12 protein-coding genes are annotated in these 15102 nt (G+C 39.6%); 9 read left to right on the forward strand and 3 right to left on the reverse strand.

All coding sequences use genetic code 11. The features are described 5' to 3' along the window. Positions 1-145 precede the first annotated feature (145 nt). Complete coding sequence (locus ACFIJW_RS05135) at positions 146-1366, reverse strand: MFS transporter (RefSeq protein WP_375633530.1); 1221 nt, start codon at positions 1364-1366, stop codon at positions 146-148. Between the two features lie 10 nt (positions 1367-1376). Continuing rightward, positions 1377-2156: a hypothetical protein gene (locus tag ACFIJW_RS05140; RefSeq protein ID WP_375633531.1), complete on the reverse strand. Its 780-nt coding sequence runs from the start codon at positions 2154-2156 to the stop codon at positions 1377-1379. Positions 2157-2337: 181 nt separating this feature from the next. On the opposite strand from ACFIJW_RS05140, the gene ACFIJW_RS05145 reads away from it, so the two are divergent. The 8 genes from ACFIJW_RS05145 (at position 2338) to edd (ending at position 11681) form a co-directional block, all read left to right on the forward strand. Next, a complete protein-coding gene (locus ACFIJW_RS05145) occupies positions 2338-2541 on the forward strand; it encodes a hypothetical protein (RefSeq protein ID WP_375633532.1) in 204 nt (67 codons plus the stop codon). Between the two features lie 596 nt (positions 2542-3137). Then, entirely contained in the window at positions 3138-3833 is a 696-nt protein-coding gene (locus ACFIJW_RS05150; protein ID WP_375633533.1) for a hypothetical protein, read from the forward strand. Positions 3834-4056: 223 nt separating this feature from the next. Further along, positions 4057-4266, forward strand: coding sequence for a class I SAM-dependent methyltransferase (locus ACFIJW_RS05155; protein WP_375618461.1), 210 nt, complete (start codon positions 4057-4059; stop codon positions 4264-4266). A gap of 458 nt (positions 4267-4724) precedes the next feature. Then, on the forward strand, positions 4725-6152 hold the full coding sequence (locus tag ACFIJW_RS05160) for a glutamine synthetase family protein (protein WP_375633534.1): 1428 nt from the start codon (positions 4725-4727) through the stop codon (positions 6150-6152). 11 nt (positions 6153-6163) lie between these two features. Continuing rightward, entirely contained in the window at positions 6164-7447 is a 1284-nt protein-coding gene (locus ACFIJW_RS05165; RefSeq protein ID WP_375629621.1) for an NAD(P)/FAD-dependent oxidoreductase, read from the forward strand. Positions 7448-7567: 120 nt separating this feature from the next. After that, positions 7568-9040 carry a glucose-6-phosphate dehydrogenase gene (gene zwf / locus ACFIJW_RS05170; protein WP_375633535.1) on the forward strand — a complete coding sequence of 491 codons (1473 nt, stop codon included), beginning with the start codon at positions 7568-7570 and terminating at the stop codon, positions 9038-9040. A gap of 10 nt (positions 9041-9050) precedes the next feature. After that, positions 9051-9803: a 6-phosphogluconolactonase gene (gene pgl, locus ACFIJW_RS05175; RefSeq protein WP_375618432.1), complete on the forward strand. Its 753-nt coding sequence runs from the start codon at positions 9051-9053 to the stop codon at positions 9801-9803. Between the two features lie 54 nt (positions 9804-9857). Further along, positions 9858-11681: a phosphogluconate dehydratase gene (gene edd, locus ACFIJW_RS05180; protein ID WP_375633536.1), complete on the forward strand. Its 1824-nt coding sequence runs from the start codon at positions 9858-9860 to the stop codon at positions 11679-11681. Between the two features lie 66 nt (positions 11682-11747). On the opposite strand, the gene folD is transcribed toward edd, so the two are convergent. Further along, positions 11748-12647, reverse strand: a complete 900-nt coding sequence (folD, locus tag ACFIJW_RS05185; protein ID WP_375633537.1) for a bifunctional methylenetetrahydrofolate dehydrogenase/methenyltetrahydrofolate cyclohydrolase FolD — start codon at positions 12645-12647, stop codon at positions 11748-11750. Between the two features lie 315 nt (positions 12648-12962). Between folD and ACFIJW_RS05190 the strand changes: the two genes are divergently transcribed. Further along, positions 12963-14843, forward strand: a complete 1881-nt coding sequence (locus ACFIJW_RS05190) for an AsmA family protein (RefSeq protein WP_375633538.1) — start codon at positions 12963-12965, stop codon at positions 14841-14843. Positions 14844-15102: the final 259 nt, after the last annotated feature.

The following is a 15102-nucleotide window of genomic DNA, read 5'->3' on the forward strand; positions in this document are numbered from 1 at the left end:
TTTAGCGTTTGTTTGGCTGCTTCTATAGTGCCGCTGGCTCTATCAGCCATTATGGTGATAATTTTCTCATCCAAAGAACAGATCAATCGATTGCGTAATAGGGTATGTGTGCCTTTTTTGACCGTGTCTTTTTTTAAAGCAGCTGTTACCTCGTGGCAGGATTGGGTGTGTTTATATGATCAGCCTGCCAAAGAAATGGAAGCGTTATCGCGATAGCCACCAATAGGAGCCCAGCGATAAAGGTGGCAGCAAACTGCAATGATATAAAAGAACCAAGGACGCCGACCAAAAAGCTTCCGACCGGCGTTCCAGCATAGCCTATCACTCGAAAAGCAGAATTAGCTCGCCCGAGAAGTTGCTTTGGTGTGAGGCGCTGCCTGAAGGCGGTAACACCAATAAACCATAAGCTTGCTCCAATGCCAGCGATAAAGGTGACGCCCCATACGACGACAGCACTTTTTGAAAAGGCTGGAATCAACAGCAAGACAACCGTTCCTAAACCGTCAGTGAGAACAGCTAGGCGCACCGGTGCATAACGTATATGCGGTGCAAATAAGGCACCTGCCATTGTACCAAGCGCGTAGGCTGCAAACATCACGCCATATTGGCTGCTATGTAGGCCCAGATACCGACTGTCGGTAACGAAGAAGATGAATGAGGTTAGGAATGCTCCAAATACCACCGATAGAAAGAATGTGAGTAATGTAAGGGAGGTAAGATGCCGATTTGAAAAAATGAAATGAAAGCCGGCAATGATATAACGGAAAGTGATGTTTTCTTTATCAGGTGTTGGCGATGTCGGAACAGCATGGCGAGCGGTAAAAATCAATGTGATAAAAAGCACGATTAACAGGCCGAGAAATAGCAGTGTGCTATGCGCTAAAATGCTGCTTGTTATGACAGGGGCAAGAAAATAGGAGACCCCGAAATCTAAAAACAAGACAATAGAGTAGAAGGTCATCAATCGCTCTCCCTCCATGATAAGTGGTGGAATCGTCATTATATAAGCTTCGGCAGAAATGACGATGAATCCAGCAATGGTTGCATAGAAGAAAATTTGTTCGGTTGGAGTAATCTGTATCATGAGCAGTACGAACAGGACAATATGCAGTAGCATGAAGATGAAGAGAGCCGAGGTGGCAAGTTTTATTTTGTCGCAGCGATCAAGTAAAGCGCCTGCAAGGATGCCGAAAATTGGCCACGCTAATGAAAAGAGACCTTGCGCCCAACTTACTCCGATTATGCCATATCCAGATTGTCTTGCTAATAGCGGGATGGCAGTGCGCAAAGCACCGCTGAGTAAGGCGAGCAGACTAACGGTTAGGCAAAAATAGCGTATGTTCTTGTTGGCAAAAAGCGTGAACATTCTGTTCTCCTTAAGATGCCACACAGGTTTCCGCTGTTCCATCAAGTACGGCGGTTGTATTCAGCATGTTTGCGACATAGTCGTCCAAGATATTCCTGTCTTCCTGAGGTAGAAGAAAATACATAAGGTTGGAATACCATTGCCAACCACGCTGAGTCAGCTGGAGATTGTTATCACTTTCTGCGATGAGACCTGCACCTATGAGCTGTTGTAGGTTATTGTATACGAAAGAGGGAAGTGCGGTCCAGTCAATTCTTTCTTTTTTGGCATAGCCGTTATAAGGTAGCCGCATACACAAAGCTTTGGAGGCTTGTTGCTCCGCTGATACCCAATTGTAGTATACTTTGGATTTTCCTTTAAGTTGTATGTCGGTAATGTATCCGCTTCGACTGGGATTGGCTCGTGTGACGAGTGAGCCGAGAATCGACAGTGCTGACGCCCCAAAGCCAACCACATAATTGTCATGATAACCATGCAAATATTTGTGATAGCGGAAATAATTAGCTGAACTCGTTTTAGCGAGCGTTAGAGGAGTGTTATTGGCAATTTTGATATAGGAATGCCCATTACACGGCGCATAGCCGCAGCTGCGCATAACGATATCGCTAAATAATCGAAGCATCTGTCGATGCTGTAGGCTGGACGGTTTTAGCCCTTTTTGTGCGTAAGACTTATGCAGTTGCGACGTGATAGCCAGATTGTTGATTGCATAGAGGTTGATGGTTTCAGGGTGAAGCTCGCTGGCTTGCTTCAAATCGTATAATAGTTCTTCAGCTTGCTGGCTGTGCATGCCATATAGTAGGTTGAAACCGACATGTCCAATTATGTCTTGTGATCAAGCCACGGTATTGTTGATTTGTTCACGTGTTGAGGTGAGGTTAAACAATGATCGGAAACGCTCAATGAAACTCTGTATGCCGAAGCTGATTCAGTTAACGCCGATCTCACGGGCAGCATAAAGTTTATCACGTATGACGCTCTTCGGTTCGCTTTCCAGTGTAAATTCGGTTAAGGAAGAGAGCTCAAATTCGGCATGCAATACTTTTCCGATGTGTCGGATATTATCTGCGGACAAAAGCGACGGTGTGCCGCCCCCCTATATAGATGCTGCGGATGGGCCCTCTAAGCGAGCGAATGAAATTTCCTTTGGTTCTGATCTCTGTGGTAAGCGCTGACATATAAGATTCGATTTGCTTAACGTGCTTGTAGGCCCCTTTCTGAAAGGGACAGAAGGAACAGATGGTTTCGCAAAAGGGAATATGCAAATAAAGAGAAATGGTACGCGCTTGTGGAATCTGCTTACTTTGCGCTAGTTTATTAAAGTCTAGGTAATCGTAAAATTCATTTGAAATAGTGCGAAATAACGGATATGTGAAGTTGTAAATCGGCTTGAGTTGATCGAACTTCACAAAAGGATGATCCACGAGTTGCATAGCTTACCTCCCCCAATTTCTTAACTCGCACTATATTATTGACGGGCGACAGGTGATCCAATCATCCGAGTGTATTACCAAAGATTTTTACGGAACATAATGAATCCTCCTTTTGTAGAAGTTATATGTATTATACATATAACTCATTATATGAACAGATGAGCTTGTTTAAGAGGCAATGTAAAGATAAAAATATAAAAGAACTTTCTCTTGCAGCCTTATGGTCTGATATTGTAATTGGTATCCTGTTTTACGCGGTCGGGCTATGAATGCCTAGGGCGAGAAAAAGCAGGGTATTTTAATGGACGTGCGGGGTATCTTTGTTATGTTGCTGGGATTTGGAATTTGCGTCTGGTTATGAAATATCATTAGCGCAAAAAGATGGTTTTAAAGGTAGAGATACATTTTTTAATATCCCTGTAAAACTTCGAGAAGAGATAGAATTATCTATTAGAAAACATATAAATATCCAGTGTGATAATATTATCGAATTACATGACATCATCACTCTTGCACGCCATTTTGACATATTACCTAAAATCTCATTGAGATTGTGCCATGTACTGGCAAACGGGGATAGATCGTGTTTTGGTATGACTGCGGCGAAGTTACGTGCCGCATTATCTTTGCTAGAATCCAATAGGATTAGGCTTAATGGGGTGCCTTTGCATGTGGGCTCTAATTTGAATTCGACTGAGTTAATAGTATCCACCTTAACTAAGGCTGGAAAGGATATTTACGCATTGAAGGATCAAAAAAGTTTTATCAGTCTAGGCGGAGGATATCCGACTTCCACAGCATTTTGCGATGCCGTGACGGTCAATGACGAATACCCTCGTAAAATTTATGAGGCATTATCACAATTGGGTTGTGATTTACATAAGCTTACGGTAATTATTAAACCTAGGCGTATTATATCTAAAGATTATGGTTATTTATTCTCAAATATTAGCTCTATAAAAGAACAGAATGGTACGAACTTAATTATAATCTGGGCTCTGGGGATGTGTGCTCAATCTGCACAGTATCACTAGATCATAAGTCAAAGTATGTGAAAGTAACTGATACAAAAAAGATTTTACGATAGTGAAAGATCGACGTAAAGGACGTTAGTTCAAAGGAAATTGATATTATTGTGTTCTCATATCCTGATTTTTTGGCTTTTTAGATATAAATAACACACCTCCTAGTGGGCTGGAAACTATCAAATGTTGGATCACGCATGGCGCAATTAGCAAAAAATCCTATCTATTGGATTTGGTATGCTCTACTAGATTCTCAGCTCTAAATATTGTGTGCGAAGTGCAATGTCAAGCGGTGGGAATTGATATAAGTGCAGAGTCTGTACCATCCGCTCAGAACAAGGTTGATAGCTCTGTTATGCAGACGATGGTTAAGTTTCATGTCGGAAATGCTGAGCGTATGACTTATCCTGAAAATACATTTACGCATATTATGGCGGGGTGAGTGTTTGTAAGCACTAGCTGTAAAGGCTACTCACCATCCTAGGGTGTTTACTTCTATGTGGATAACAATAGAGTTACAAAACTTGCTTCATATTAAAAGAAAAGTTTCTTTTCTTTTAATATGAAGCATTGCTACAACCAAAAGGAAATTAAATATCTCGCCTTTATTATTCTCGTCAATGTTTGCTTATATATGATTATTTGAATCGGAATTAGGTTACGTACAATATGGTATTTCTCGCTATTTTATATAAGGAGAAGGTTCGCACCAATGTATCGGGTGCAATATCAATTTTTTCACTATGGTGATAGGATAGCTTTTTGAGCGTAAAGTTCTTTTACCTTGATAGATCTTATAGTATTCTTCAAAAATATCAGTTGATAAATTTTTTTCGTGTCGTTTATGCATGGGCTGATGCAATAAGAATAGGACTTGATTGTTTTTAAAGTTGGTATGTTATGGCTGTAAAAAATGGTAAACAAACGAAAAGTAAGAATTTTAAACCTGTCTCTCGTTTTCTCAAAAGTTTACGTGGTGTGCGCAATTGGGAACAAGTTTCACAATGGCTTGCTTTTCGTAAGGTAGAGGATATTGAATGTATTACGCCTGATCAAGCAGGGGTACCACGGGGCAAGATGATGCTTTCTAAAAAATTTACATCGGAAACATCATTGGCATTGCCTTCAGCAGTTTTTATGGCAACAATTTCAGGGGATTATCCGGAAGATGGTCATGGTTTTGAATATCCTAAAGAAGATGGTGATTTACGCCTTGAGCCTGATCTTTCTACGTTAAGCATTGTTCCATGGGAAGATGCTCCTACGGCACAGGTGATTTGTGATCTTGTGTATCAAAATGGTCAGGTTGTGGATTACACACCACGCAATGTTTTACGAACAGTGGTTCATTTTTACACAAAAATGGGTTTAAGCCCTGTTGTGGCACCAGAAATTGAGTTTTATTTGGTACAAAAAAATCCCGATCCTGATTATCCGTTAGTTCCACCGGTTGGTCGTTCTGGGCGTTCAATTGGTGGTGGACAGGGGTATTCCATTGCTGGTGTTAATGAATTCGATGATTTGATTGATGATATTTATCAATTTTCAGAGGCACAAGGATTGGAAATTGATACCCTCATTCATGAAGAAGGAGCAGGACAGTTTGAAATCAATTTACGTCATGGTGATCCTATTGAATTAGCGGATCAAGTTTTTATGTTTAAACGAACAATTCGTGAAGCAGCACTAAAACATAATATGTATGCAACTTTTATGGCAAAACCCATTCAAGGGCAGCCGGGTTCTGCTATGCATATTCACCAATCGGTTGTTGATAAGAAAACCGGTATGAATATTTTTACACAGGAAAATGGTGAAGAAAGTATCTGTTTTCGCCATTTTATTGGTGGATTGCAAAAACATATGCCAGGCGTACTTGTGATGCTTGCGCCTTATGTGAATTCTTATCGACGTCTTGTCCCTGATAATTCGGCTCCTGTTAATTTGCGGTGGGGATATGATAATCGTACTACAGCTTTTCGAGTTCCCCGTTCTGCTCCTCAAGCGCGACGTGTTGAGAATAGGCTTCCTTCATCAGATGCGAATCCTTATTTAGCCCTTGCGGCTTCTTTAGCGTGTGGTCTTATTGGTTTGCAACAAAAAATTGAGCCGGATGAGCCAGCGATAAATAATGTAAACGCTGATAATATTGAGTTACCGCGTGGGCTCATTGAGGCAGTCAATTTGTTTGAACAAGATACAGTGATACGTGCTATTTTAGGGGATGTGTTTGTCAGTACTTATGCTGCAATCAAACGACAAGAGTTTGAAACTTTTATGGAAGTAATCAGTCCGTGGGAGCGTGAATATCTCCTGCTGAATGTTTAAATTTTATGACGATGATTGATTATAATTCAATTTCTCCAGGAATTTCTTGGTATGAAGATGCTTTAAGAGAACGTCCCTCTTATCCTTCTTTTTGTGAAAACAGACAGTGTGATGTGGTCATTATTGGAGGCGGATTTACGGGTCTTTCGGCTGCTTATCATTTAGCCAAGGCTGGAGTAGATGTTGTTTTATTTGAAGCATCACGTTTTGGTGATGGTGCTTCAGGGCGCAATGGTGGACAGCTGGGAACAGGGCAACGGCAATGGGTAGAAACATTAGAAAAAAAGTATGGTTTTGAGCGAAGTAAAGCTCTATTTGATTTAGCAGAAGAAGCTAAAAGAGATATTTTAGCTTTATGCGCAATGCCTAATTGTCCTTGTGATTTGATAGGAGGACAGCTTTCTGTAACTCATAAAAGGCGTGAGCTTCTCTCTTATCAACAGCATATTGAGGCGATGCAGCGTTATGGCTATCACGCGCTTACTTTTATGGATAAGGCTGAAACATTTGAGCGACTTGGATCAACTTTTTATTGTGGTGGTATTTATGATGCGGATACCGGTCATATAAATCCCTTAAAATTGATTATTGGGTTGGCAAAAAGAGCACAAGATGCTGGTGCTAAGCTTTATGAGAAGTCACAAGTAACGACCGTAAGGCGCAAGGGAGCACATTGGAAAGTAATAACAGAAAAAGGTAGTGTAACAGCAGAGCATGTTTTACTTGCAACAAATGGGTATAAACTTGGTCTGGAGCGTTTTATTGAAAAAAATATTGTTTCTATTCGCTCTTATATTGGAGCAACGGACCCATTACCAAAGCATAGTTCAATTCTTATAGGGGGGGAATCGGTTGATGATTCCCGTTTTATGGTTCGCTATTTTCGCAAAAGCATTGATAATCGTCTCTTATTTGGTGGTGTAGAAAGTTATGATAATAAGCATCCTCTAAATTTAGATGAACGTATAAAACGGCAAATTGTTGAAATTTATCCTCAATTACATTCTATCAATTTAAGCCATCGGTGGGGAGCAACGGTTGCCATCACAGTTGAACGCATGCCCTATGTTCGCCAAATTTTTTCAAGGATGACTTATTGTGGTGGTTATTCAGGGCATGGCGTTATGCTGGCTCCTTTCGTGGGAAAATTATACGCAGAATGGTTAACTGGAAAATATGAACGTTTTTCCTATTTCCAAGACTTAAAGATTTCATCTTTTCCGGGAGGAAGAGTTTTGCGTTATCCGCTTATATTTTTAGCAATGCGTTGGTTTTCTTTATTGGATCGCCTTTAATGGAAACATTGCTTGAAATGAAGAAAATTAATGGCTTATTTAGTATCTGTCTGCTTTAATGATGAAAGCTTTTATAAGTGATATGGGATTTCATAATCGAATAGAAAAATAAACAAGTTCATGGTGCGTAAAATTATTCCAGTTTCTTCCTTTGATTGTATTGTTTTTGGTGGCAATGGTGATCTGGCGTTGCGCAAGCTTTTGCCGGCTTTGTATCATTGTCAGTGTGCTGGGCAATTCAGTGAGCCAACACGTATTATTGGGGTTTCGCGCACTTCCTTAAGTCGTGAAGAATATCAAAATTTTGTCCGCATTTCTTTAGAAAAACATATCCATCCAAAAGATCTCAATTCAACAGAACTCAATCGTTTTCTTGCACGTTTAAGCTATGTTTCTGTTGATGTTTCCTCAAATCGAGGGTGGGAGGATTTAGCCCTTCTTCTGTCACAAGATTCAGCGGATATTCGAGCTTTTTATTTGGCTGTTGGTTCGTTACTTTTTGCTGATATTGCGATGAAGTTGGAAAAAAATGATTTGGTGACAGCACAAACACGGATTATCATTGAAAAGCCAATTGGTTGTGATGTAAAAACAGCTGTTTCACTTAATGATGTATTTGCAAGCGCCTTTAATGAAGAGCAGATCTTTCGTATTGATCATTATCTTGGGAAGGAAACTGTTCAAAATTTAATGGCATTGCGGTTTGTTAATACACTTTATGAACCGCTATGGAACTCCAATTATATTGATCATGTTCAAATAACCGTTGCTGAATCTTTGGGGTTAGAGGGGCGTACAGAATATTATGAAAGCACTGGTGCTCTACGCGATATGGTTCAAAACCATATGCTACAATTACTTTGTTTGGTTGCGATGGAAATACCATTTACTAACAGTGCTAATGCTGTGCGCGATGAAAAACTTAAAGTTTTACATTCTTTAACACCGCTTGATGTCCATAATGTAGGGCAGCATACTGTACGTGGGCAGTATCTTTCTGGTCTATCAAATGGTATATCGGTAGAGTCCTATTTTGATGATCTGGGAAGAGTGAGTAAGAGTGAAACATTTGTAGCACTTAAGGTTAAGATTGATAACTGGCGTTGGGCTAATACGCCTTTTTATTTACGAACAGGTAAGCGCATGTTCACGCGAATGTCTGAAATTGTTGTGGTTTTTAAACCTATTCCTCATAATATTTTTAATGTGGATTTAGATGAAATTTTTTCTAATCGGCTTGTAATTCGTCTCCAACCTGATGAAGGTGTAAAACAATGGTTGATGATTAAGGATCCAAGTTATGGCGGTATGCGGTTTCGTCACATTCCATTAGACATGAGTTTTGCTTCCGCATTTTCTGAACGTAATCCTGATGCTTATGAACGTTTATTAATGGATGTTATTCGTGGAGATCAAACACTGTTTATGCGTCGTGATGAAGTTGAGGCTGCTTGGCGTTGGATTGATCCAATCATTGAGGGATGGGAAGCAATAAAACAGCCTGTTCACAGTTATAACGCTGGTTCGTGGGGGCCGTCTGCTTCGATGAGCCTCATGGAACGTGATGGGCGTATATGGAACAATTTAGTTTAGAGCAATAAGTATGTATAGAATGAATATTGACCGTTTAGATTTTGAAACCCCTCAGACTTTAGCCTTGGCATTAGCAGATCGAGTAGCCGCAGAGCTTAGTGTATCTGTTCTTGAGCGCAAGAGAGCAGTTTTAGCGGTGTCTGGTGGTAAAACACCAGAATTGTTTTTTCATTATTTGTCAAAAGCGGATATTGATTGGCAAAAGATCATTATCACTTTGGTCGATGAACGTTTTGTCCCTACACACGATGAACGTTCAAATGAATATATGGTACGGTGTCATTTGTTACAAAATTTTGCCGAAAAAGCACGTTTTGTAGGGCTTTATCATAAAGCAATTACTGCTGAACTTGCTGCTTTTTCAGCGGCGAGTCGTGTTAATACTTTGCCTAAACCCTTTGATGTTGTTGTTTTAGGAATGGGGGAGGATGGACATACGGCATCTTTTTTTCCTGATGCTGATCGTTTAAAGCAAGCGCTTGATTTACGAACACAAGCACTTGTTTTACCCCTTCATGCTAAGAGTGCTGTTGAGCCAAGACTCTCACTAACTTTGCCAGTTATTATGCAATCTCGTTGTATTATTCTCCATTTCGAAGGTTTTCAGAAACGCGATTGTTTTGAAGAAGCTTGTCAAGACGGGTTTGAAATAGAAATGCCTATTCGGGCAATTTTGCGTAATTCCCCTCATCTCGTTCAGGTTTATTGGTCGCCTGCAGAAAATGAAATAAGTGAATCAAAGTATGCGACACAAGGTGAATAAAACGTAATCTCTCTCAATGAATGAGGGGAAGAAACAATGAAGGGGGAGAGAAATATGGCACTTTCCAAGACAATTGCCACAGTTACACGAAGGATTTATGAACGTTCTCGATCAACACGAGAAATTTACTTAGATCGTATTGCAAAAGCACAAGTTCATCGCCCCAAACGGAGTTTTTTAGGATGTGCCAATCAGGCTCATGGCTTTGCTGCTTGTAGTGCAATAGATAAAGAGCGTTTGAAGGGAAATATCGTTGGGAATATTGGCATTATCACGGCATATAACGATATACTTTCAGCGCATCAACCTTTTGAAAAGTTTCCTCACTTAATTAAAGAGTCGGCCCGTATGGTTGGTGGTGTTGCACAGGTTGCAGGTGGTGTTCCCGCGATGTGCGATGGTGTTACACAGGGAAATGCGGGGATGGAGCTTTCCCTTTTTTCGCGTGAAGTAATTGCAATGGCGACAGCTATAAGCTTATCACACGATGTCTTTGATGCAGCATTGTATCTTGGGGTGTGTGATAAAATTGTACCAGGTTTATTGATTGGTGCACTAACATTTGGTCATTTACCAGGAATTTTTATAGCAGCTGGTCCCATGACAAGTGGTCAAGGTAATGATGAAAAAGCGAAGATACGTCAACTTTACGCGGAAAATAAAATAGATCGCCAAACACTTTTAGCATCAGAAGCACGTTCTTATCATGGGCCAGGAACATGTACATTTTATGGAACAGCTAACTCTAATCAGGTGATACTGGAGATGATGGGGCTTCATATGCCGGGAGCTTCTTTTATTAATGCGAATACACCATTGCGTGATGCTTTAACAAAAGAAGCTACGAAACGTGTACTTGAAATGACAGATCTTGGTGATCATTATAGTCCACTTGGTATGATCATTGATGAGCGTTCTTTTGTGAATGCCATTGTAGGATTAAATGCAACAGGAGGTTCTACCAATCATACGATTCATTTGATTGCTATGGCTGCTGTTTGCGGTATTAAATTGACATGGCATGATATTGCAGAAATTTCATCCGTTGTGCCTCTTTTAGCGCGCATTTATCCTAACGGTTTAGCAGATATTAATCATTTTTATGCTGCGGGGGGAATGGGATTTATTATTCGCGAGCTTATCGAGGCAGGTTTGGTACATGAAGATGTCTCTACGGTTTTTGGTAAAGATCTCAATGCTTATGCAATTGAAGCAAAGCTTTCTGCTGATGGTCATGTGGTACGTGAAGCGGCTCTTAAGGAAAGTGGTGATCATAAGGTGTTAGCGGGGTGGAGAAAGCCATTTCAGCTTGATGGTGGTCTTCGTGTTTTATCAGGAGATTTGGGAACAGCTATTATAAAAGTTTCCTCTGTTAAACCAGAGTATTGGCAGATTAAAGCACCAGTCTTTGTTTTTAATGATCAAGAGGAACTACAAAAATCTTTTAAATCTGGAGTGTTGCATAATAAAGACTTTATCGCTGTCATTCGCTATCAAGGACCAAAAGCCAATGGTATGCCAGAGCTTCATAAATTAACGACCATTTTAGGCGTTTTACAAGATCGCGGTCAAAAGGTAGCATTGATAACCGATGGGCGTATGTCAGGAGCGTCAGGAAAAATTCCTGCTGCTCTCCATGTGACACCAGAAGCAGTGGATAATGGCCCCATTGCACGTTTGCAGGATGGTGATATTGTTTTTCTTGATGCTCATGAGGGTAAATTAACTCTTTTGGAGGATTTAGCAAAATTTAACGCGCGAAAAATCATACCTCCGGATCTTTCAAAAAACGAACATGGTGTTGGACGCGAACTTTTTCATGTTTTTCGTCAATCCGTTAATCGTGCAGATCAAGGGGCATCTGTTTTTATGACATGAAAAATGCAAAAATAAATAAGCTGAACCATATACAATGAAACCATATACAAGGAATTGTTACAATTTTTAGAATTTTGGTATAGGCAGATTGTGTGATCGCGCAGCTGCTTTGAGTGTATTAACCATAAGCATGGCAATTGTCATTGGTCCAACGCCTCCTGGAACAGGGGTGATCGCAGCAGCTTTTTCTTTTACGTTTTCAAAATCGACATCACCAACAAGACGTGTTTTCCCTATACCTTTTTCTGGTGCAGCAACGCGGTTAATACCGACATCAATAACAATTGCACCATCTTTTATCCAGTCTTTTTTAATCATTTGTGGGCGGCCTACAGCTGCTACTAGAATATCAGCGCTTCGACACACATCATCAAGGTCACGGGTACGACTATGGGCAATTGTCACAGTGGCATTGGCTGCTGTTAAAAGGGCAGCCATAGGTTTTCCAACAATATTAGAGCGTCCAACAACGACAGCATCAAGTCCAGATAAATCTTGCCCACAGTGTTGTTCAATCATCATCATGGCTCCAGCTGGAGTGCAGGGAATCATCGCATCTTCAAGTGCGTTTGCTGCGAGTTTTCCTACATTAATATAATGAAAACCATCAACATCTTTTTGGAAAGCAACGGCTTGTGTTATGCGATTTGTATTCATATGAGCAGGGAGAGGCAGCTGTACCAAAATACCATGAATTTTGGGATCAGAATTTAATGTTGCAATAAGTTGAAGGAGTTCTTTTTCTTGCGTTTCTTTAGAAACGACATGTTTGATTGAAAGAAACCCACATTCTTCGGCTTTTTTATTTTTTGAGGTGACATATACTTGACTTGCAGGATCATCTCCAACGATAATAACAGCGATACTAGGTTGTATATTATAGTGATGGCGGAGCTTTGCTGTTTTGGTCTTAACTTTCACAATAATCTCTTCAGCAAGTTTTTTTCCGTCGATAATATTATTCATTCAGAGATCCTTTCGGTAAGGCTGTTTGTTTTTTTTGTAAAGCATTTTCTAATAATACGATAGAGTTTTATAGCAATATTCATATGAGAACAGTAAAAATGGTTTTATAATGCTGTGGATTTATAGTTTTGAAGACTTTTAAATAATTGCTTTATAAAGAAGCAGCAACATTGCTGTTTGAATAAATTTTGGATAAAGAACAAAAATAATGAAGATACAAAGTGGGTATAGTGAATTATAGGATTATAAAAACTTTTTATGATCATTTAAGTTTGTTTTTAATCTGTTATAGGGGGATAAGTATAGAGGGATAATGTGCGCATCAGAATAATAAAATTTTTGAGCGGAGTTTTTATTACAATTATCTTTTTATTTGGAGTGGGGATTCTCGTTTTACCTTATCTTATTTCTACAGATGCGATTCGTATTCGTTTAGCGCAGGATTTAAGTGCATGGACGGGTTACAATGTGCAATTGCGTGATCCACCGCGGTTACATCTTTTTCCTTATCCTAAAGTATTTCTTTCTGGCGTTACTTTAACATCAAAAATGGATGATGTTGCGCCATTAATGGAAGCTGAATCAATAGAAGTTGATCTTTCTGTCGTCGATCTTCTTTGGGGACATATTTCTTTTTCAGAGACGCGGATTATGCGTCCTCAATTTGTTATGGAAAAGCCTGTTAAAACAATAGCAGATTTTTTTGATCGCTTTTCTCGCTCACAAGGTGCATTAGGGGTGGCAATACGTAATACGCGTGAAATATTAAAACATAATCCTGAGCATCCAGAGATAGAGCACCTTTTAAAACAACCTTTTGGACGGATTATCATTAAAAATGGTGTTCTTGTGTATCACGATAGTTTTTCAGGAGTAGCAGAAAAAATAACAGGATTAAATGCAACTTTAGATTGTCCGGAATCAACTCAGGAAGTGCGGTTACGTGCAGATGCGCGTTGGCGTGGAGAATTTACAAAATTATCACTTGATGCTTCTCAAGCATTGCTGCTTCTTGCAGGAGGCAAAAGTCATATTAGGGCAAGTCTCAATTCTGTACGTGGGGGAATAACTTTTACAGGAAAGGCTCGATTATCTGAATATTATATTTTTGACGGAAAAGTGTCGATGCGTTCTCCTGGATGGAATCAGACATTGTCTTGGGTTGGTGGAAATCAGTTTTGGGGACATAAATTAAAAATACCCATTGTATGGGAATCTCATTTTTTAGCGCAGCCAATGCATATCCAAATGAACAATGTTACATTTACGATGGGGAAAGCCAATGCGCGAGGAGCTTTAAAACTCGATTTTCAAGATTATGTACCAAATCTCATGGGCTCTTTAGCTTTTGATAACCTAGACCTTAGCCTCTTGGGTTCAATATTTTTTTCAGGAAAAAAGAAAAATGCCTGCTTTGATATGAGAACTTTTGATCGTATTGGCGTGGATATACGACTTTCTGCGCCACAAGCTAAAATAGGAAATATTTCACTCACAAATTTAGCTGCTGCAATACAAATAAGAGATAGGCATGGTATTTTTGATCTTGGACATGCGAATATTTGGGGTGGGGCCATTCAAAGTAATATTGAAGTTACCTCAGCTGGACAGAGAGTGCGTATTGGAGGAAATATTTCAGGCGCTTCTATTAATATGCAGGAGACTTTAGAAACCTTGGGATTTATTCCATTTATACAAAGCAAAACGAATTTTACTGCAACGGTACGAACACTTGCTGATTCTTGGCGAGAAATTTTTACGAAAATGCAGGGTGAGTTAACACTGAAGATGTCTTCTGGTCGGCTATTAGGGTATGATCTGAATGAATTACAAACAAGACTTTCAAATAAACAACAATTTCTTTTAATGAATAATGATACTTTTTCAACAACATTTGATCACTGGGATATTCAGACAAGCTTTTCAGAAGGTATGATGAAGGTAACAGAGTCATTAATGCGTACAGCAGATTTGAGCTTATCCATTCAAGGAACCATTGCAACTGCTATTGCGCAAGGGAAGGAAAATGAACTGATATTACAGGCACAACTACGCAAAAACTATAGATCAGAAACTTTATGTAAAGACGTCCAATGTCTTGCTAATAGCCTTGCATGGCCTTTTACATTTTCTCTAAGCTCTAAAGGACAAAATCATGGTGATCTTTGGGTTACAAAAGATATTGACGCAGATTGAGTATCGTTTTTCATCTGTATAATATTCTATCCTATAATGGTAATTCGTTTTTTTGCAACTTAAAATTGTCTTTTAAATTTAAATCAGAGCTCCCATTATCGGAAGATTCTCTCATTTTAAATCCGTTCGTCGTGAAGCAGTAAAAACCATCCTCACCGTCATAATAAGTGAGGTTGGTATAGATAAATGACTGAAGAGAGGAATAAAAACCCTTCTTATGGAATCTTTCAAATACAAGAGATTCATAATATTGGTGCTA

Origin of the sequence: Bartonella sp. MM97QHHN, assembly GCF_042194285.1 — a bacterium.
Lineage (GTDB): Bacteria > Pseudomonadota > Alphaproteobacteria > Rhizobiales > Rhizobiaceae > Bartonella.